Annotated in this window: 15 protein-coding genes; 13 read left to right on the plus strand and 2 right to left on the minus strand. The window is 46.7% G+C overall.

From position 1 onward, the window contains the following. Positions 1-23 precede the first annotated feature (23 nt). Positions 24-701 carry a serine/threonine protein kinase gene (locus MHH48_RS15650; protein ID WP_076323215.1) on the plus strand — a complete coding sequence of 226 codons (678 nt, stop codon included), beginning with the start codon at positions 24-26 and terminating at the stop codon, positions 699-701. Between the two features lie 138 nt (positions 702-839). Here MHH48_RS15650 and glsA read toward each other — a convergent pair whose 3' ends face one another. Next, the gene (glsA, locus tag MHH48_RS15655; protein ID WP_179090653.1) at positions 840-1778 is read right to left on the minus strand and encodes a glutaminase A; all 939 of its coding nucleotides are present in this window, start codon (positions 1776-1778) and stop codon (positions 840-842) included. A 563-nt stretch (positions 1779-2341) separates the two neighbouring features. On the opposite strand from glsA, the gene MHH48_RS15660 reads away from it, so the two are divergent. The 9 genes from MHH48_RS15660 (at position 2342) to MHH48_RS15700 (ending at position 12099) form a co-directional block, all read left to right on the plus strand. Continuing rightward, on the plus strand, positions 2342-3109 hold the full coding sequence (locus MHH48_RS15660; protein ID WP_076323217.1) for an ABC transporter ATP-binding protein: 768 nt from the start codon (positions 2342-2344) through the stop codon (positions 3107-3109). After that, positions 3096-5027 carry an ABC transporter permease gene (locus MHH48_RS15665; RefSeq protein WP_076323218.1) on the plus strand — a complete coding sequence of 644 codons (1932 nt, stop codon included), beginning with the start codon at positions 3096-3098 and terminating at the stop codon, positions 5025-5027. Before MHH48_RS15660 ends, MHH48_RS15665 begins: the two co-directional genes overlap by 14 nt. 22 nt (positions 5028-5049) lie before the next feature. Continuing rightward, on the plus strand, positions 5050-5415 hold the full coding sequence (locus MHH48_RS15670) for a YxeA family protein (RefSeq protein WP_076323219.1): 366 nt from the start codon (positions 5050-5052) through the stop codon (positions 5413-5415). Positions 5416-5441: 26 nt separating this feature from the next. Next, positions 5442-7646 carry a M1 family metallopeptidase gene (locus MHH48_RS15675; RefSeq protein WP_076323220.1) on the plus strand — a complete coding sequence of 735 codons (2205 nt, stop codon included), beginning with the start codon at positions 5442-5444 and terminating at the stop codon, positions 7644-7646. A gap of 94 nt (positions 7647-7740) precedes the next feature. Then, entirely contained in the window at positions 7741-8448 is a 708-nt protein-coding gene (locus MHH48_RS15680) for a response regulator transcription factor (RefSeq protein WP_076323602.1), read from the plus strand. A 3-nt stretch (positions 8449-8451) separates the two neighbouring features. Next, a complete protein-coding gene (locus MHH48_RS15685) occupies positions 8452-9924 on the plus strand; it encodes a HAMP domain-containing sensor histidine kinase (protein WP_083659693.1) in 1473 nt (490 codons plus the stop codon). Positions 9925-9969: 45 nt separating this feature from the next. Further along, a complete protein-coding gene (locus tag MHH48_RS15690; protein WP_076323221.1) occupies positions 9970-10320 on the plus strand; it encodes a DUF2512 family protein in 351 nt (116 codons plus the stop codon). Between the two features lie 159 nt (positions 10321-10479). Then, positions 10480-11160 (plus strand): Crp/Fnr family transcriptional regulator, encoded by a 681-nt coding sequence (locus tag MHH48_RS15695; RefSeq protein ID WP_076323222.1) that lies wholly within the window; start codon positions 10480-10482, stop codon positions 11158-11160. A gap of 90 nt (positions 11161-11250) precedes the next feature. After that, positions 11251-12099, plus strand: a complete 849-nt coding sequence (locus MHH48_RS15700) for a DNA alkylation repair protein (RefSeq protein WP_076323223.1) — start codon at positions 11251-11253, stop codon at positions 12097-12099. A 116-nt stretch (positions 12100-12215) separates the two neighbouring features. On the opposite strand, the gene MHH48_RS15705 is transcribed toward MHH48_RS15700, so the two are convergent. Further along, positions 12216-14006 (minus strand): hypothetical protein, encoded by a 1791-nt coding sequence (locus MHH48_RS15705; protein ID WP_076323224.1) that lies wholly within the window; start codon positions 14004-14006, stop codon positions 12216-12218. A 490-nt stretch (positions 14007-14496) separates the two neighbouring features. On the opposite strand from MHH48_RS15705, the gene MHH48_RS15710 reads away from it, so the two are divergent. The 3 genes from MHH48_RS15710 (at position 14497) to MHH48_RS15720 (ending at position 19547) form a co-directional block, all read left to right on the plus strand. After that, positions 14497-14910, plus strand: coding sequence for a YugN-like family protein (locus tag MHH48_RS15710; protein WP_076323225.1), 414 nt, complete (start codon positions 14497-14499; stop codon positions 14908-14910). A gap of 274 nt (positions 14911-15184) precedes the next feature. Continuing rightward, entirely contained in the window at positions 15185-18637 is a 3453-nt protein-coding gene (locus tag MHH48_RS15715; protein WP_076323226.1) for a glycoside hydrolase family 2, read from the plus strand. A 124-nt stretch (positions 18638-18761) separates the two neighbouring features. After that, positions 18762-19547, plus strand: coding sequence for an alpha/beta fold hydrolase (locus MHH48_RS15720; RefSeq protein ID WP_306024464.1), 786 nt, complete (start codon positions 18762-18764; stop codon positions 19545-19547). Positions 19548-19616 lie beyond the last annotated feature (69 nt).

Raw genomic sequence — 19616 nt, forward strand, 5'->3', positions numbered from 1 at the left:
AGTAACACCAAATGAGGTGGCCTATGAATCACGAACATTGGAAGCAGGCAGAAACCGCACTAGCTTGTATGGAAGTTATCAAGAACGGTGATAACGACCCTGTCACGATTGAAGGCGAATCGGATGACCTGCGCTGTATCGGAATCGGTACGGATGCTGCAGTATTCGTATACGAACCTTTGCCGGCCTACGCGTTCAAACTGTATGCTGCGGAGGCGCTGCCTAAGAAGGAAGCGGAGATTAAGGTCTATCAAGAGCTGGTGGGCAGCCCCTATTTCCCTGCATTTTATGGGGCAGGTCAGCGTTATGTGGCGATCAGCCATGAATCTGGATTAACCCTGTATGACTGTTTGCTCTATGGTGTGTCCGTTCCAAGGCAGGTCATCGATGATGTCGAGGCAGCACGCTCCTTTGTGCGGAGCAAGGGCTTAAACCCGCGGGATATTCATTTGAAGAATGTACTGCTGCAGGAAGGCAGAGGGAAGGTGCTCGATGTATCGGAGTATATTCAGGAAGGAAACGACAAGCGATGGGAGCATCTTATGTGGGCCTACGACAACGTATATCCGCTGCTTGAGGGCAAGAAGCTGCCGCTTTGGGTATTGGAGGCCGTGAAGAACGGATATTACCGTCTTGACCCATCCAGTGTGAATATGCAGGAATTTGCAGACCGGATTGGGCGACTGTTCTTCAGAAAATAGGAGAATGGGACCCATTCGAAACAGGTAAGAGCGCATTCCCCTCTTAACAAACGAAACGAAGCAAAGTGCTATCTTCAGAACATATTTGACGGATTCAATCCTCTTGAAGCTGTAACTGCTCCAGGGGGATTTTTGTATTTAGAAGATACTCCAGTCCATCTCGCGGGATATGGACTGGAGTAAATGTACGCCGGCATAGCTGTTGCCTTTATTATTCAATGCAGGGCCTACTACGCCGATGCCATAACGTCCCGGCACAAAAGTTAAAATGCCCCCTGAAACGCCGCTCTTGGCGGGTAAGCCTACCTGAATGGCGAATTCTCCTGATGCGTTGTACATGCCACATGTCGTCATGAACGTCTTGGCGATTTGAACATATCTTCTCGGTATGAGCGCTTTGCCGGTTAGCGGATCCGAACCGTTGCAGGCTAGCACCAATGCCATTCTGGCTAAATCGGCGCAATCCACAGCGATGGAGCAGTGCCGAAAATACACCTCTAACACCTCTTCAACATCTCCGCTGAGCACCCCGTTTTCCTTTAGAAAGAATGCTATAGAGCGATTCAGATTCCCGGTATCCGATTCGGAGCGGTAAACGCCCAAGTCATATTCCAAATCAGTGTTGACCGCTAGCTCTTTAAGGAACTGAAGAATTCGGTCGGATTTCTCGTTTGGGCTGTCTCCGCGAATTAAGGAAGAAACGGTAATCGCGCCTGCGTTAATCATCGGATTGAAGGGAATGCCGGGTCTGACTAACTCCAGCTTCAACATGGAATTGAAGTTGTCTCCGGTCGGCTCCATGCCGACCTTGCTAAAGACGGCGTCCTCTCCATTGTCCATCAGCGCCAATATCAGCGTAAACACTTTGGAGATGCTCTGCATCGTAAAACGCAGACCGCAGTCCCCGGCGGTGACGGATTCACCCTGGGGGTTCATTAAGGTGATGCCCAAAGCATCATGGGGAGCTTTGGACAGCTCGGGGATATAGGAGGCGACTTTGCCTCTGCCGACACATGGAGAGCTGGCTTCCAGCCAGCCCGGGAGCTGCTGCCGGATGGCTTCGATTTCGGGTGACATCATGTAGTAAACCCCTTTCTTGGATTCTAGTTAGCCAGCAGTTGAATGACATTAGTGACGATGAACCAAGCGGATTTTGAGACGTTGGATGACGCAAGATTGGGATGGGCTTGTGTGGAATCAACGCTTCTAGGTATCCGCGGAAAAAAGCTTCCGTCAAATCACAGGCGATTTCAAGTTTGAACAGAAGCCAACAGGCTTTGTGCATGTTCTGGGTGTTTTATGACCACGCCAAGGATTCAGAAAGCGTGTATTACGCATGAGATTTAATGAGATCGCTCCCGATAGCTTGAAACGGATCAGGCTGTTCATTCGTTCGAACCCGCAGGATTTTGTGGTGTTAAAGGAAGAATAGTCCGAAGACTTGAATAATAGAACGTTATAGCCCGCCATGGCCATGTCCATGAAGCGGGTTTGTGTTTTGTTCTGAGCCAGCAAGTTTGTGTAAGTGCACTCAACCAGTTTGTTAAGCTTTATGTAAGGTTCGTATAAAAATCGTGTAAGGTTCGCCTTCTATAATTACATCTGTGCTTAACTAACGATGACTTGAAGGAGAACGCGATATGACAACCATATTACAAGCAAAACATGTAGAAAAAACATTCGGTATTCAAGGAAATCAATATACGGCATTGCAAGACATCAATCTTGAAATTCAGGAAGGTGAGTTTGTCGGTATTATGGGGCCTTCCGGGGCAGGCAAATCCACGCTGCTGAATATTTTCTCGACGATCGATACACCGTCGGCAGGCGATATTACCATTGCCGGACAACATATCGTATCGATGAATGAGGAGCAGCTATCCGATTTTCGCCGGAATCAGCTCGGATTTATCTTTCAGGACTACAACCTGCTGGACACGCTCACCGTCAAAGAAAATATTTTGCTTCCCCTGGCATTGTCCAAGGTGCCTGCAGCCGAGATTGAGAAACGGGTGAACGACATCGCCGATACGTTCGGGATTCGCGATATCTTAAACAAATATCCTTATCACATCTCGGGTGGTCAGAAGCAGCGTACCGCGGCCTCGCGCGCCATTGTTGCCAATCCAAGCCTCATATTGGCGGATGAACCGACAGGGGCGCTGGATTCCAAGTCGGCAACCAGCCTGCTGCAAAGCTTAAAGAAACTGAATGAGATAGAGCGTGCCACCATCATGATGGTCACTCACGATGCTTATGCAGCAAGCTACTGCAAACGCGTCATTTTTATAAAAGACGGGCAGCTGTACCAGGAGCTTCATCGAGAAGACCAACTGCGCAAGGTGTTTTTTGATCAGATCCTGGAGGTACTGGCTGCACTTGGGGGTGAGCATGATGACACTGTTTAGCATAGCCAGAAAAAACATCCGCAAAAATTTCACCAATTACTTTTTATATTTTGCTTCGATGATCTTTAGTATCGTCATTTACTTCACTTTTGTTTCACTTAAATATGATACTGCGATTCAGTCCGCAACGGAGGGGTCGACAAAAATCAGCTCTGCTTTTAGCGGTGCCGCTGTTGTGCTGATCATCTTTGTGGCTATATTCATCTGGTACTCCAATTCCTTCTTTACTCGCAAGCGCAAGAAAGAGGTCGGATTGTATTCATTGCTCGGTGTTCGGAAAAAACAGATCGGCCGGATGTTATTTTATGAAAACTTTCTGATGGGCGTGCTGGCTCTACTGGCCGGGATTGCCCTGGGCTCCGTGCTGACGAGATTTTTTGTATCTCTGTTAATGAAGGTCATGGGATATGATGCGGTGTCGAATTTCTCGATATCGCCTGCGGCCATCATCAACACCGCCATTGTGTTTATGATCATTACGCTTATCACGTCACTGCAGGGTTACCGATTGATCTACCGGTTCAAATTGATTGAGTTGTTTCATGCGGATCAGGAGGGAGAACGGGAACCGAAGGCTTCATGGATCACCGCTGTATTGTCTCTGGTATTCATAGGCACCGGATATTGGCTTGCTCTGCAGAACCTGCTGGAATCCAAGGCTTGGGCGGCGATGGGATTCATGCTAACGCCACTCGTCATCCTGACGACGGTGATTATCGGAACGTATCTGCTGTTCAGTACCCTGACCGTGACATTGTTGAAAATATCCAGAAATAACAAGAACAGATTCTGGAACGGGATGAACATGATCGGTGTCTCCCAGCTTCTATATCGCATCAAAGGCAATGCGCGTACGCTCACGATCATTGCCGTCCTTAGCGCGACAACACTTACTGCTGTTGGGACGGCTTACAGCTTTTATTACAGTAATGCAAGCAATGCCCAGCAAGCGAACCCGAACAGCATGATGTGGATCTCCCATGATAGCAGCGTGACCAAGCGAGCCGACGAGTTGATAGAGTCAACTCCGCAGCACGAGCTGTTATATCATGCGTCCGTCCCTATCTTGGAAGTGGATGCTGATGTCAGTGGGCTGAACGATGTTTTTTCGCATGACATCCAATCATACAGCGTCATCTCCCAGCATGATTTTAACGAGCTGGCGAAGATGCAGGGCCGCGAAGATACCATCACATTAAGCGGAGAAGAGGCCGTTGCCTTGGACCCGGCCTATTACGAAGGAATTTCACCGACGTATGTGGGTTCTACGGTCTCGCTCAAAACAGACAAGCAGGAGCAGCCAATTACCTTTAAGGAATTGAAGAAATACAGCGTGCTGAACTTGGGTACGGTCTATTCTACTATCGTTATAAGCGATGAACGGTTTGCGCAATTGGAGAAACAAGCAAACACGATCATGCTGGAGGCCTATGGCATATCGAATCAAGACAAAGCGAAGCAGCTGACGGAGGATCTCGAAGGCATCTTGCCGGAAAGCGCGTCATTTGCCAGCTATTATCAGGATTATGCGAGAGGAATGGAAGCGTCAGGCCTGTTGATTTTTATGGGAGGATTTCTGGGGCTTGTGTTCCTTACGGCGACTGGCAGCATCATATATTTCAAGCAATTAACCGAGGCAAATTCGGATAAGGCAAGATATCAGATATTAAACAAGATCGGCGTAAATCGGCGTGAGGTTAAAAAGAGCATAGCCCAGCAAGTGCTGTTCATCTTTGCTTTGCCGCTCGTTGCCGGCATTGCCCACTGCGCTGTCGCACTTTCTGCGTTGTCCAACCTTCTGCATATGAATCTTGTGATTCCGGTCGTGATCTGTATGGCCGTCTATACCTGTGTTTATTTGATCTATTACGTCGTTACCGTTAGGTCCTACTATAAAATTGTAACCAAAACTAAATAACCTATCATAAAGGAGTATAGTCATGAAAAAAACGATGATCTTCGGCGGCATTCTTGTCGCCATCCTAGTTGGATTTGTTGTATTTATTCAAAATGTGAACATTAACCGCTTCGGGACGGATCAATATTATGTGCAAATTCAAGATGGAACCAAAGTGGAAGACAAAACGGATAACGGGGAGAAGTACATCTACTATGAGTACACCTTGGAGGGCTTCAACAAAGAAGGGAACGCGAAGACGTTAACCTTTAGGGCGAACAAAGAACTGCGAAAGGAAGCGTACTTGCGTTTATACGTCAAGGAAAAGGGTGTCAGTTCCTATCAAGAGGTACAGGCAAACGAGCTTCCGGAACCAGCCAAGGTGAAGCTTGAAACGTTAGGAAAATAAGGACGATATCAGAGGGAGAGAATAACATGACTCACGTAAAAGAAAAAACGACGATCCTATCGAAAAAGGCTATTATTGGCTCACTTGCATTGACATTGACTGCATGCCCGCTCATCAACGCGGGTCATGCAGCGGCAAAAGCCGGTTCCCCGACTACAATTTCACAAGTCTCTGCGAGCGTTGAAGCGCATGCGCCGATTCAATATCATATTCAGGCGAGACTGAACGAGAAGAACATGACCATGCAGGCAAGCAGCATGGTTACCTATCGAAACACCAGTCAGGATACGTTGAATCAGCTGGTATTCCATACCTATGCCGATGCCAACCGTTCGAAATCGACTCAGACGTCCATGTTTAAACGATCGAACGAAGCAATCAGCAAGAACAATCCGAATAAGAAGCCGGAAGATTTTCTCGGCGGCATTGATATTCAAGGAGTCAACGCTAACAGCCAAGCTCTCGAGTTCCATAATAAAGATCAGGCTTTGACTATTCAATTAAAGGAGCCCCTTCAACCGGGCGCAACGATATCGGTACATATGGACTTCTCTTTGAACATTCCGTATGGCTCGCAGCGCTTATCTTATTACCAGGATATTGTGAATGGCGCTCACTGGTTTCCGGTTTTGTCGGTCTATGACGAGGAGAGGCATCAATGGAATACAACCCCTTACAGTCCATCATTCGAAAGCGATTATTATACTTCTGCAGATTATGAAGTAGAGCTCAACGTTCCTGACGCTTATCAGGTGGCGATGCCAGGCACGATAACGACACGGAATAACGTGGAACCTGGCCGCAAGGTTGTTTCCACTGTTGCCAACAATACAAGGGAATTCGTATTTTTTGCCAGTCCCAATTTCAAAGTGGATAGTGTTACCCGCGACGGCTTGACGATCGAATATTTATATTTTGATAACGAACCGGGAAAGAAACAGGTCATTGATCGGTATATCGATCAGGCATTTAAAGCCATTGAATTTTTTGGTGATAAATACGGCGCTTATCCTTATCCGGAATTCCGAATCGTCGAGTCTTACGTGGAGGGTGTGGCTATTGAATATTCACGGGTCATCCAGATGGGACAGGTTCACACCCAGGCCGACCCCGCGCAAGACACTGTATTCGTTCATGAAATCGCTCATCAGTGGTTCCACGCTCTAATCGGGAACGATTCGGAGAAGGAATCTTTCCTGGACGAAGGTTTTGCCGATTTTTCCAAGGTGTATTTTGCAGAGAAGCAGGGGGATAAGCTGAATGGTTTTAAATCCATTCAATTTGACGATTCCAAGATGGAGCTTGCCATTGCATCGACCAATGACGAGGTGGGGGATTTGGCTAACCCGGTGTATTACGAGAAAGGTCGCCAAGCGATCTACCAATTGTACCGTTCCGTTGGCGAAGAGAAGTTTGACCGCTTTATGAAGGAATATTTCAAACGCTATGTATATAAAAATGCTACCATTGAGGGACTTCTCCAAACGATTGAAGACGTGCTCGGAAAAGAGGCGCGAAACGAAATGGCAACGGCTCTACATCAGCCGGGGTTTGTACTCAAGCCTGAATACCAACTGTCCGAAGAGGAGAAAACCGCATATATGCATGATCAGTTTCAATTGCTGTACCAATCAGCCCTTTCCCAAATTCCAGGACTGCCCTACGAAACGATGAGCCGCATCATGGAGAAGGCCCTTCAGGGAGAGCCATTATCGATCGTTCTGAGCGATCAAGTAAGCAATCATACACGCAAACAGCAAGAAGCCATGGTGAACCAGCTCACAATGCTTCTTGATATCAGCGGAGTGAAATATGACGTTATTCGGGATCGCCAGGTGTTGAAAACGAAATTGAAGAAGGAACTGGGGACAAGCAATCTGATCGTGATCGGTAACGGTAAAACGAACGGGGTGATCCAGGCCCTGAAGTCCGGTATCATCGAGCGGGTGAACAAAATGGGCTTTGCCTGGAAGGATACCATGAATCAACCGAGTGCTTCCGGGGCGTATGTGATCAAGCATCCATTCAATCAAAATCGCCTAATGCTGCACTATTTCTGGAATGGAGATCATGTAACAGATGAGGCCTTGGAGACCTACATGGTGAAAATGCAGGAATCCCTCGGATTCACGAGCGCTTTTTATCAGTACTATGTGATGGACAAGAAGGGCAAGGTGGTGTTAGATAAACAAGAGGATAACCCGCTATCGAAGTTTTTTGCGGAGGAGTAAGTTTGATGTACGATTCCTTCTCAATGCTCTATGCGCTGTTGAATAGCAGCCTGGCAGGAGGGAAAAATGTTGGTTATAGCAGGGGGTGAACGAATTGGCGTTTGATCAAAAGGTACTTGTCGTTGATGACGAGGCGGATATTGTCAGGCTTCTTCAAACCGTGCTGATCAAGGAAGGCATCGATCAGGTATATACCGCAGCAACAGCGGAAGCAGCATGGCTTGAATTCCAGAAGTGGCAGCCCGATCTTGTCATTCTGGATATCATGCTTCCGGACGGAGAAGGATACGAGGTATGCAAGAAAATACGCAGCGTCTCCAATGTTCCGATATTCTTCTTATCGGCCAAGACCGAAGAGATTGATAAAATCCTGGGTTTCGCCATCGGCGGCGACGACTATATTACCAAGCCCTTTAGTCCGAAGGAAGTGGCTTACCGGATCAAAGCCCGGTTTCGGAGACCGGATGTTTCTGAGCATGAGGACAAACCGAATCGCGTGATCAAGAAAGGCCCCTTTGAATTAGATGAAGAGAAGGTGGAGCTGAAGAAGAATGGCAAGGTCATTCCACTAAAACCGAAAGAGCTGGGATTGCTTACGCTGCTGCTTAAACATCCGGGCCAGATCATCAGCAAGGAAAGTTTATATGATCAGGTATGGGGTGAGGAATTCTTCGGATTTGATAATACCGTGATGGTTCACATCAGGAGGCTGCGGGAGAAAATAGAAGAGGACCCTTCCAATCCCCGGTATCTCCTTACGGTAAAAGGCCTTGGGTATAAGTTTGTCGTAGAGGATGAATAAGGGATGAAGTGGAAGCTGACCGGCAGGTATCTGGTCTCCGTGGTTCTTATCGTCGTCATCGTTATTATTATGAACATCGTGGTGATTATCGGCTTATTCGTTCTACAATCGGTGAATGAGGATTTCCCGCTTTTAAATCGGCAAACCTCAGCAGAATCGATATCCCGATCCTTCCAGGAACATATCGTAATATCGGAATCGGGGGCTTCGGTAAGCGAGAAGGGCAAGGAGATTCTGGAGAAGAATCAGGCATGGGTACAAATTCTGGATGAGGATGGCGGGGAAATCTACCGCTATCTTGCTCCGGAAGAAGCCAAAACAAAGTACGCCCCCATCGATATTGTGCAGATTTATAAGTATGTCGAGAAGGAAGTGCTTTCGACCGTCTTTATTGGCGAAAAGACAGGCTTCGAACATCGTTACAGTTACTTGATTGGATTTACGACTCCATACTTGGAGCGGCAAGTGTTAACCATCGATTCACGGAACTTCGCACAGATGTTTAAGGTATTTAGTGTATCCATCATCATCGTTGACGGATTCATCGCCTTATGTATCGCTTATATCTTCAGCAAGCGGCTGACCAAACCCATGTTTATCTTAATCGACAGCATTAAGCGTTTAGCTAGCCGTAATTATAACGTCTATCATCAACCTAAGGGGATATATAAGGACGTGTTCGCCAATATTAATCTTTTGGCCCAAGAGCTGAAATCAAGCGAGAAGGAAAGAAAGAAATTGGATGCGATGAAGGAAGAATGGATCGGCAATATCTCGCATGATATCAAAACGCCTCTTGCTTCGATCCAAGGCTATGCGGAGATGATAAAGGACACGGAATATCAGTTCTCGATGGATGAAATACGGGATTACGCCGGGATCATTGAAGGAAAGTCCAAATATTTGCGAGACGTGATCGAAGACTTGAATCTGTCGACCCGCTTGAGGAATAAAAAGCTGACGTTGAATAAGAAAAATGTAAACCTTGTAAGCCTGGTACGCAATGTCGTGATCGATACGCTGAATGACCCGAGATACGCCAACCGGGACATTGATTTTAGCAGCAGTCTTGAGATCATTAAAATCGAGGTTGACGATATTCTGATACGTAGAGCAATCACCAATCTGATCTATAATGCGATTGTTCATAACCGTGAGGATATTTCGATCAAGGTCCAGGTCGAGAAGAATGAAGAGCATATCCTGATTCGTGTGGAGGATAATGGAAAAGGCATTAAGCAGGAGGAGCTCGGAAGAATCTTCGATCGCTATTACCGTGGGACCAATACGGGAGAACTCCATAAAGGGTCAGGTCTTGGCATGGCTATTACACATGACATTGTGATCGCGCATGGAGGACATATTCAGGTTCATAGCACGCTTGGCCAAGGCACAGTTATGGAAATCAAACTGGTACGGAACAGCGCCGATATGAATGATGGTTTTCCGACGGTTAGGGACCATGGTCAGGAGTAAAAACACGCAAAAGGGATACACTACCGCAAAAGGAGTGTATCGCTTATGAAACTGCTTGTTAAGTTATTGGTGCATGGAGTTTTGATTACGGCACTGCTGGTTGCACTTACCGATGCTTCGTTCACAGGGGCTATATTGACGGCATTAGGAATTGGCATCGTTGCTTATTTGGTGGGAGATTTATTTATTCTACCACGTACCAGCAATATGATGGCAACGATTGCCGATGCCGGATTGGTATTTGTAATGCTGTGGATTATTGGCGGTGTTGCGAACTGGACTCTTGATTTCTCGGAGGTCCTGCTGATTGCAGTACTTGCGGGAAGCTTCGAGTATTTATATCATATGTGGGTCAGGGGCGAGCATTTGTTTGAAAAGAGACGGCGGGCCTCGTAAACACGGTGAAACCTTATATCGATAAATATGCGTACATGATGAAGCCTGAGAAATCAGGCTTTTTTGCCATGATATTGCTTGATGGGTGGCCACTAGCAGCAGAAAAATTATACAATACATGAAAGAGCCTATGCGGGCATATGATCTCGGAGGTAAATCATGAGTAACATTCAATATCTGTCGCAATTCAACTTGCTTCATTCCTTATCGAAAGATGATTTGGTCGTGATGGATGAGCTAACCTCCATTACAATCTATCCTAAACATACATTCATACAAACACCGCAAACCTTCACGGAACGATTATACTTTGTGAAAAAGGGTAGAGTTCGCTTGTACAGGTTAAACACAGAAGGAAAGCAATTTACGCTGGACATATTGGGCGAAGGGAATGTGTTTGGTGAATTAAACGGTTTATCGCTCGGTACACGGGAAGTATTCATTGAAACGCTGGTAGAATGCGATATCTGCATGATCGATCAGCGGCGATTTGAGAACTTTCTGATCGAACACCCTCAATTCATGCTCAATATGATGAAGGTCTTGAGTGATCGTTTGGTACATATGAGCAGTCTTGCGCAAAACCTGGCGTTGGGTAAACTACATGAAAAAATCCTGCACGTGATCGTAAACCTGTCCAATCAATTTGATCTGGAGCGTAGCGGCGAGTACTATAGAATCGATCTGCCACTGACGCATCAAGAAATTGCGAATTTGGTCGGAGCAACTCGGGAGGCTGTCACATTGGTATTAAAAGAGCTATCGGAAGCGAAAATGATCAAGACCGGATTTCGAACGATTTACATTCATCGGGATTACGCCATGACGAGATTGAGCTGAACAACGTAAGTTGTAAGCTGCATTACATCCATTGATCTGGATCCCGTTTATTCTGTAACTTATATAATAGATTAAGGAGACTGGATCGGGATGGAAATCAACGATGAAGAGATATCGATAGACCGTGCATTATTGCACAGGAAAGGTGCTCGTAAGGTGAGTGAGGTCCCTGAAGAAGTTAAGGTGCTACTACAGCAAGGGCGATTGGAAACGGTGAATTTGACAGAATGGCTTGCCGTAGATCACTTGAACTTGCTGAAAAATGTATTGGACGAGTTTGGATTACAAAAACAGCGAGATGAAATGTTATCGAGGTTGGTACAGATTGAAGACAAGGTGACAAAAATCATCCCGGCGATTGCCGATTCCTGGATGAATCTGCAGGAGCAAATGCCGAAGACTGAGCAATTTGATATCGTAAACAGTCTGTCTAAACACCGTTCAGACAGCGTTCGCTGCTGGGCAGCCTATATGGTTGGGTTAGATCAGCTGGACCTTGAACAGAAGCTGGACCGAATAAAGGCGTTTGCAGCAGATGAACATTTTGGCGTGCGTGAAATATCATGGATGGCTGTTAGGGATTCTGTCGCGAGCGAATTAAGGCAATCTATACGTTTGTTATCGTCTTGGGTTCATGACAAGAATATGTACATTAGGAGATTTGCAATTGAAGTGACTCGTCCGCAAGGCGTCTGGGCCAAACATATTGCCGAACTAAAAGAGAACCCGGACATTGCTCGGCCGCTATTGGATGCGGTGAAATCCGATCCGGTCAAATATGTGCAGGATTCTGTAGCGAATTGGCTTAATGATGCCAGTAAAACGAATCCGGATTGGGTGATTCAGCTATGCCGGGAGTGGCAGTCATCTTCCGGAACCAAGGAAACCGAGCGCATCGTAAAGCGAGCCCAGAGAACGCTTGCGAAGAAGAATACATGAGACTATGACGTTTTATGCCTCCCCTGTTGATAAGAGCGAGTTACGCCTCCTAACGCGTCAATAAAATAACCCCATTGCTCGTTCAAGAGCGATGGGGTTATTCAGTTTCTTACCTCTTAAGGCTTAGCATTCTTCCAATAAGTATACGCATGCACCACGCTACCGGTAAAGGAAGGTGAATCCTTCAATAAATCAGGCAGCTTGGCAAGCTCTTCCTCCATGTAAGCTGCTCCTTCTTCATAGAAGGAAATATGATCGCCTTCATGGCTGGCTTTGATCTCGACGGAAATCTTGATCGGTTTGCCCAACTCATCGGCAAATGCAATCTCTTCCTTAGAGACTGCGACAATCCCGTTCGATCCTTCCGCTACATCCCGGAAGGCCATGAGTGAAACATGGTCCATTCGGTTGATCATCCACTTGCTGAGCGACATATCTTGACCGGTAACTTTGTATTTATCCAGCCACACGGCCATATCCATACTTGCTTCCAGATTGGAGTCCTTTTTCAATTCCGTAACAAAGGCATCCAGATTCGCGGTCCATTCGGAAATAACCTGCTGCGAATTTTCCCTCCACGCAGGCAGCACATAAGGCTCAATGTCCAAATGAATGCCATGAAAACGTTCATTGCCTTCCACTGCGCGGTTGTAGTTCTTTACGTAATTAACCAATCGCAGCATTCGGGGCCGGTTCTCCTCAAGTGCCCATATCGGATGACCGCCCATGGCATGAACTTCGATTCCGGCAGCAGCCGCTTGTTTAACAAACGAAGAGTACGAACTGTACGGTTGCTCCAGGTCCAGTCTTACATACAGCCAGTTCAAGTTTTTCTCTTTTGCAAAATCAAGAATTTCCTGACTGTTTTGAATTACTTCATGAGCTTCCCATATATAAGTGCCTCTTACGATAGGGTCCCGTGTAACCGGATCCGCATCTGGCACGCGACCGCCTTCTCCCGGTTCAGGATTCGGATCGGGGTCCGGTGATGGGGAAGTAGGTTCGTTATCGTCTGGCGGTACGCTCCCATCATTGGACATGTTTTGCCAGTTGCGGATATCGTGGATAGCGATCCCGGCAAAGGATGCATATGAACCGAGCACACCCGAAAGATGCTCCAGTTTTTCGTTCATTCTGTCCTTACCATGTCCATAAAAGCTGGTGTGAGACTCGCCCGGCATTTCCTTCGTGTTAACCCCAATAAGAATCTGTTTACCAAGCCTGTTGGCAAGCTCAAGCTCATCTCGCGTCAGTTCCAGTATTCCATGCTCGGATTCTACTTCGTTCCGGTAGGCCATCACGGTAACATGGTCAAATGTACGGATCAGCCATTCATTCAGATTGGTGCCATTTTCCAAGGAGTATTGATCAAACCAGAAGGGGATGTCGATCCCGAGTTCCAGCTCGTTTCCGGACACTTGATTCAGGAACACCTCCAGATTTTGTTCCCAAGTGCTGATGATCTTGTCCTTCTCGTCCTCCCAATGGGCAAGTACATACGGCTCTATATCAAGATGGATTCCGTCAAATCGGGCACCGGCCGAAACCTTGCCGTTATAGTTCACCACCCAATCCGCGAGTCCGAGCATATCTTCCCGATGTTCGGTGAGGGCCCATCTTGGATCTCCACCTAAAGCATGCACTGCGATTTGATTCTCATGCGCACGTTGTATAAATGCCTCGTAAATTTCAGACGGCAGTTGACGATCAATCTGTAAGAAGATTAGATTAATTCCCTCTTCTCTGGAAAAACGAAGAAGTTCTTCGCCGCCATCCTGAATCAGATCCGTCTGCCAGATCCAAGTTGCTTTTTTTGTAGCATTTTCCCCATAAGCCGGGGTATGAAGCCCCACCAGAAGCATGACAGCCAAGAGACTGGCAAGCATCGGATAACCTTTCACTTTCATGTTTTCCCTCCGTTTCTCTACGAGAACTCCACGTATTCTCTATTTAGTAAACGGGGTTATTATAGCATTGATACCTCAAAAAAAGATGAGCCCTTGTTCTTACAGGACAGGCAGCAAGGAGCACAGCGAACGAATGATCGGTATAAAAGGAACTACGACATATTTGGTAAAGTTTAACTAAATGATATAAATTATATGAATTCGAACAAAATTAAGGCTAACTACTCAGGAAGAAAGTTGTGTTTATGACTTCGATATGGCCTAGTGTCACTGTTTTAATGACGAACGTCATTCAATTTATGGGTTTTGAAGGAGATTCGAAAGCATACATCATAACAACTAGTAATTTAAGGGAGAGGAGTCACTAGTAGAGGTAGAAAGTGAGACTCAGCATATGGAGATGATTCGTCATGTTGAATTCGTAAACGATGTTCGTATACGGTTTGGAATTCAAGTCCATCCTAGGACTAAAAACATAAGGTGGGCGCACATGATAAATTTGGAATCGAGATTGGAGAATATTGAAGACCGTTTTGTGAATATAGATACCTATCTATGTAAACATGATTTTACGTTAGCCGGCAATTGGGATTACAAGCATGGTTATCTAGACCGGCGCTTGGATCAGGAGCGGATGGTGTGGCTTCGGATCCCTTTTCTGGTAACCAAAGGCAGCTTAGATGGCGAATGCGGCGGCTGCCATGCTACGATAAAGCTCGGCCGTCCATTCGTGTTCAGACATATATACAATACAGGAACCGACAAGCATGCGGCACCTCGTTTATTGGGAGCTCTCTTTGATCAATTCCAGGCTCCGATCGACCCTGACGCATCGGTGGACGATATGTGGATTGAACAAGCAAGACAAGTTTTGGACGAAGTGGAGGCAGGGTACTTGCACTAACACTCGGCGCTCATCGAGGAGATCAAGTTGTCTTGATCTCTTTTTCATATTTACATCATAACAAGCAAGGAGCTCTGACGTTTGCTGCAGTCAAAGGGCTCCTTTTTGTATGGGTGAACAGAATAGGGTGATTAAAGAATATCCTTTGAAAACTTTAGAACCTTTGTAAGAGCGGGCCCAAATGATAAAGCATCCTGATATAGTAGGATAGACTGGCTTCAATATGCTGCTTACATTGGATTTATTAAATAAATGAAGAAGGTGGATACCACTCATGAACAAAAAAACATTGTTTAATGATGGATGGACATTTGCAAAAAGCAGTCTTGACCTTACGGATTCGGCAAATCTTATATTCCAACCCGTGGATATTCCCCATGATTGGCTTATTTATAACACGGAGAATTTATATGAAAACAGCATGGGCTGGTACCGGAAGCAATGGTCGTGGAATTACGAAGGCGCTCAGGTTCTGCTGTGTTTTGACGGTGTTTATATGGATTCTTCGGTTTATGTCAATGGTCATTACGTGGGCGAATGGAAATATGGATATTCCTCCTTTGAACACGAAATAACGGATTTCCTGATCGAAGGGGAGAATGTTATCGTTGTGAAGGTTGTACACCAAAGTCCGAACAGCCGATGGTATTCGGGCGCGGGCATCTATCGTAATGTATGGTTAAAGATAAGGGAAGCGAACCATATCACAACAGACGGCATTTATATATCAACAGTATGTCAGGAAAATGGATGGTTGGTCGAAGTCGACACGGAAGTGAATATCGTTGATGATGTGGTTATCAACCACATCATCATGAAGGATGGTCAGAGGATCGCAGAGGTGTCAGATCGAGTCAATGCTAGCAGCGCAGGCAATATAACGAATACGCAAACTTTAGCTGTAGAGCTTCCAAGGCTATGGAGCCCGGATGAACCTCATTTGTATCAGTTGGTTACCGAGATGAGGGTGACTGGAACAGATCTCCCAGCAGACTGGCACGATGAAATTGTAGAATCGGTATCGCACAACGTGGGATTTCGCCATATTCAGATTGATCCGAATCAGGGTTTTCTCCTGAACGGCAGCAAACTGAAATTGAATGGCGTATGCGAGCATCATGATCTCGGAGCTCTGGGAGCAGCGTTTAACAAAACGGCCTTAGCCAGAAGGTTTGCTATTCTGAAAGACATGGGAGCTAATGCGATCCGCACCGCACACAATATGCCTGCTAAGGAATGGATGGATCTTGCGGATGAAATGGGGCTGCTGATCGTATCGGAAGCCTTTGATATGTGGGAACGTCCGAAAACCCCATATGATTATGCAAGGTTTTTCTCGGATTGGGTTCAGCATGACGTGAAGAGCTGGGTCAAACGGGATCGGAACCATCCGGCCCTTATCATGTGGAGTATCGGGAATGAAATATATGATACCCATGCGGATGAGAGGGGTCAGGATATAACAAGGATGCTGATGACAGAGGTCCAGCGATACGATCCCAAGCAAAATGCAAGCGTTACCATCGGATCGAATTATATGCCTTGGGAGAACGCTCAGCATTGTGCAGACATCGTAAAGGTGGCAGGTTATAACTATGCTGAGAAATATTACGAGAAGCATCATCAGGAACATCCGGATTGGATCATCTATGGCAGCGAGACTGCGTCGGTCGTACAAAGCAGAGGCATTTATCATTTCCCGTTTGAGAAGTCCATTCTGGCCGATGATGACGAGCAGTGTTCCTCCCTCGGAAACAGCTCGACCAGTTGGGGAGCGAAATCGACGGAGGCGTGCATTCTGGCTGAGCGGGATACGCCTTTCTCGCTGGGACAGTTTATATGGACCGGATTCGATTATATTGGAGAACCTACGCCGTATCATACCAAAAACTCTTATTTTGGTCAGATGGATACGGCAACCTTCAAGAAGGATTCCTATTATATCTATCAAGCGTCCTGGACGGATCATAATACAAAGCCCATGGTGCATCTGCTGCCATACTGGGATTTCAACGACGGTCAAATGATCGATGTTCGCATCTGTTCCAATGCGCCAAGGGTCGAGTTGCAGCTTAATGGGGAAACCATCGGTAAACATGATATTGACCATGCACACGGAAGACAGCTTGTGGGCTGGTGGAAGATTCCTTATGTGAAAGGCGAATTGAAAGCGATCGCTTATGACGAAGCAGGACGTATCGTGGCTACGGATATACGAACCTCTTTTGGCGATGCCAAGGGCATTGTTTTGCGCCCGGATAAGGAAGAATTAACAGCCGATGGAGCAGACCTCATCTTCGTCGAAATCGCGATGGAAGATGAGAACGGCCATGCTGTCGAGAACGCGAATAACCGGGTGGAGGTCCATGTCACGGGTGTCGGACGATTGCTTGGACTCGATAATGGGGACAGCACGGATTATGATCCGTACAAAGGCCGAAGCAGAAGGCTGTTCAGCGGCAAGCTAATGGCGATCATCGGATCCACATTGGAGGCTGGCCAAATTCAGATCGAAGTGTCTTCGATTGGTTTAGAGAGCCGATGCCTACATTTGACATCCATTCCCGCACAGGAAGAAGTGACAACGGGCATATCAGCAAGCATGAGTAACGAAGATGGGCCGTGCCTGACGGGGAGTTTGCTTGAGCTTCCGCTTCGCAAGATTGAACTGATCAGCGAAGGAGGTCAAACATTTCATCCGTCCAATCGGCAAGTGGTGGTGCGTGCCATGTTACATCCGCCGGAAACCTCTTATCAAGAGGTTGAATGGGCTGTCGTGAACGATGCCGGCATTGACTCCAATATCGCCAGTGTGGAAGCCGCTGGTCATGAAGCCATCGTGACTGCTCTTGGCGACGGTGAGTTTCGTTTGAGGTGTACGAGTCGGAACGGAACGGATAAGACCAAGCTCATATCCCAAGTTGAATTTCAAGTCGATGGTTTGGGGGCGGCCTACAAAGACCCATACTCCTTCATTTCGGCAGGACTGTATGACTACAGTCAAGGTGATGTGGGAAACGGGAACGAAAGAGGCGTTGCTACGAGTAGGGACGGTGAGACGCAAGTCGGATTTCGGGACATCGATTTCGGTCCCCATGGCTCCGATACAATCACCATTCCGATATTTGCGCTTTCAAGCGAAGCGTACTCGCTGCAAATCTGGGAAGGGATGCCCGGTGAGGAGGACAGCTTCTTGCTGGCCGATTGTATTTATCAGAAAGAGTCCAAGTGGAACGTGTATCAGGAAGAAACCTACCAGTTGTCCAAGAAGCTGCGCGGGATCACGGCGATATGCTTTGTCCTTCGTCAGAAGGTGCACATCAAAGGGTTTTATTTTCACGTGGGGGATATAGCCTTCGAGCAGAATTTTGCCGCAGATTGCGATCGGATCTATGGAGATACCTTTACGATTATGGACAACAAGGTTGTTGAAGGTATCGGAAATAATGTTTCTCTCGAGTTTGACCCGATGGATTTCTCAGAAGCAGGTGCATCGAAACTGATTGTATACGGCCGTTCGGTCGTAGATAAGAACACGATTCATATCCGTTTTGCCAATTCGGAAGGAGAAAGCAACCAGCTCGTTGAATTTACGCGGTCTGTTGGATACGAAGAGCAATTGTTTGATCTGGAGCATGTAACCGGCAAACAGAAGGTGACGTTCATCTTCCTGCCGGGAAGCCAATTCGATTTTGGCTGGTTCCGGTTTGTAAGATCAGGTTCCTAATTCAATAGTAATCGAGGCTGCAGATCCAATCGGCAGCCTCTTCTGTTTGGAATGGATCGATAGGATTTGAATTAACCCTGCGGTATAATTAAATAATCGACATACCGAGATGGAAGGGACCGTGATGGGAATGAAGCAAACCCATAAATCGGGGAGCAAAAGAGGGCTCAAGATCGTCATATGGACCCTGTCTATAATAGCCATGGTAATCATAGCAGCCAGTGTCATACTGGATTCTCTTACTTACAAGCCGCTTGATGAAGCTAAAGCGGTGTTTCGAAGTGATACGGAAGTCGTCGTCGAACACCTTAAGGACGGCTATCGTTTCGAGCCGGTGGGCGGGGAGGTGATCCAGCCTGACATTATTTTTTATCCGGGTGGATTAGTGGAGCCCGAAAGTTATGCGCCTTTTGCCAAGAGAATGGCGGAGAAGGGGCATCGCGTGTACATTGCATCCATGCCTTTGAATCTCGCCGTGTTCGGACAGAATAAGGCGGATTCCTTCATATCGGAGCATCAAGGGAGCCGTTATGTCATTGGCGGGCATTCTCTAGGCGGCGTTTTTGCTGCGAGATATGCTTCTGAACATCCGGATGTCATTGACGGGGTTTACTTCATGGCTTCCTACGCGGATGATGGAGGCAAGCTAAACGGATTAAATATGTCCGCACTTCAGATCACCGGTACGAAGGATGGCATTCTCGATCGAACAGAATGGGAAGCTGCAAGAAAGAATCTGCCGGATGATACAACATACGTGGATATTGCGGGCGGCAATCACGGACAATTCGGTTCTTACGGTTTCCAAAAGGGAGACAACAAAGCTTCCTTAACCCCAGCAGAGCAGTTGATCGAAGTAACGGAAGCTATGGACCTCTGGATCCAGGGCATCGATTTGTTTCAACGCTGAAACTGAAATGTAACCCGATTGAAACTTCTACGTATATAGGTTATAAACATGGGAACATGTTAAACACTT

This window comes from Paenibacillus sp. FSL F4-0100, from assembly GCF_037993005.1.
In the GTDB taxonomy this organism is placed as follows: Bacteria; Bacillota; Bacilli; order Paenibacillales; family Paenibacillaceae; genus Paenibacillus_AQ.

What these genes read in the sequence shown, in the direction of transcription:
- MHH48_RS15660 (WP_076323217.1), top strand. Translation starts at nt 2,342, where the DNA reads ATGACAACCATATTACAAGCAAAACATGTAGAAAAAACATTCGGTATT.
- MHH48_RS15705 (WP_076323224.1), bottom strand. Translation starts at nt 14,006, where the DNA reads ATGAAAGTGAAAGGTTATCCGATGCTTGCCAGTCTCTTGGCTGTCATG.
- MHH48_RS15685 (WP_083659693.1), top strand. Translation starts at nt 8,452, where the DNA reads ATGAAGTGGAAGCTGACCGGCAGGTATCTGGTCTCCGTGGTTCTTATC.
- MHH48_RS15715 (WP_076323226.1), top strand. Translation starts at nt 15,185, where the DNA reads ATGAACAAAAAAACATTGTTTAATGATGGATGGACATTTGCAAAAAGC.
- MHH48_RS15695 (WP_076323222.1), top strand. Translation starts at nt 10,480, where the DNA reads ATGAGTAACATTCAATATCTGTCGCAATTCAACTTGCTTCATTCCTTA.
- MHH48_RS15675 (WP_076323220.1), top strand. Translation starts at nt 5,442, where the DNA reads ATGACTCACGTAAAAGAAAAAACGACGATCCTATCGAAAAAGGCTATT.
- MHH48_RS15720 (WP_306024464.1), top strand. Translation starts at nt 18,762, where the DNA reads ATGGGAATGAAGCAAACCCATAAATCGGGGAGCAAAAGAGGGCTCAAG.
- MHH48_RS15700 (WP_076323223.1), top strand. Translation starts at nt 11,251, where the DNA reads ATGGAAATCAACGATGAAGAGATATCGATAGACCGTGCATTATTGCAC.
- MHH48_RS15650 (WP_076323215.1), top strand. Translation starts at nt 24, where the DNA reads ATGAATCACGAACATTGGAAGCAGGCAGAAACCGCACTAGCTTGTATG.
- glsA (WP_179090653.1), bottom strand. Translation starts at nt 1,778, where the DNA reads ATGTCACCCGAAATCGAAGCCATCCGGCAGCAGCTCCCGGGCTGGCTG.
- MHH48_RS15665 (WP_076323218.1), top strand. Translation starts at nt 3,096, where the DNA reads ATGACACTGTTTAGCATAGCCAGAAAAAACATCCGCAAAAATTTCACC.
- MHH48_RS15670 (WP_076323219.1), top strand. Translation starts at nt 5,050, where the DNA reads ATGAAAAAAACGATGATCTTCGGCGGCATTCTTGTCGCCATCCTAGTT.
- MHH48_RS15710 (WP_076323225.1), top strand. Translation starts at nt 14,497, where the DNA reads ATGATAAATTTGGAATCGAGATTGGAGAATATTGAAGACCGTTTTGTG.
- MHH48_RS15690 (WP_076323221.1), top strand. Translation starts at nt 9,970, where the DNA reads ATGAAACTGCTTGTTAAGTTATTGGTGCATGGAGTTTTGATTACGGCA.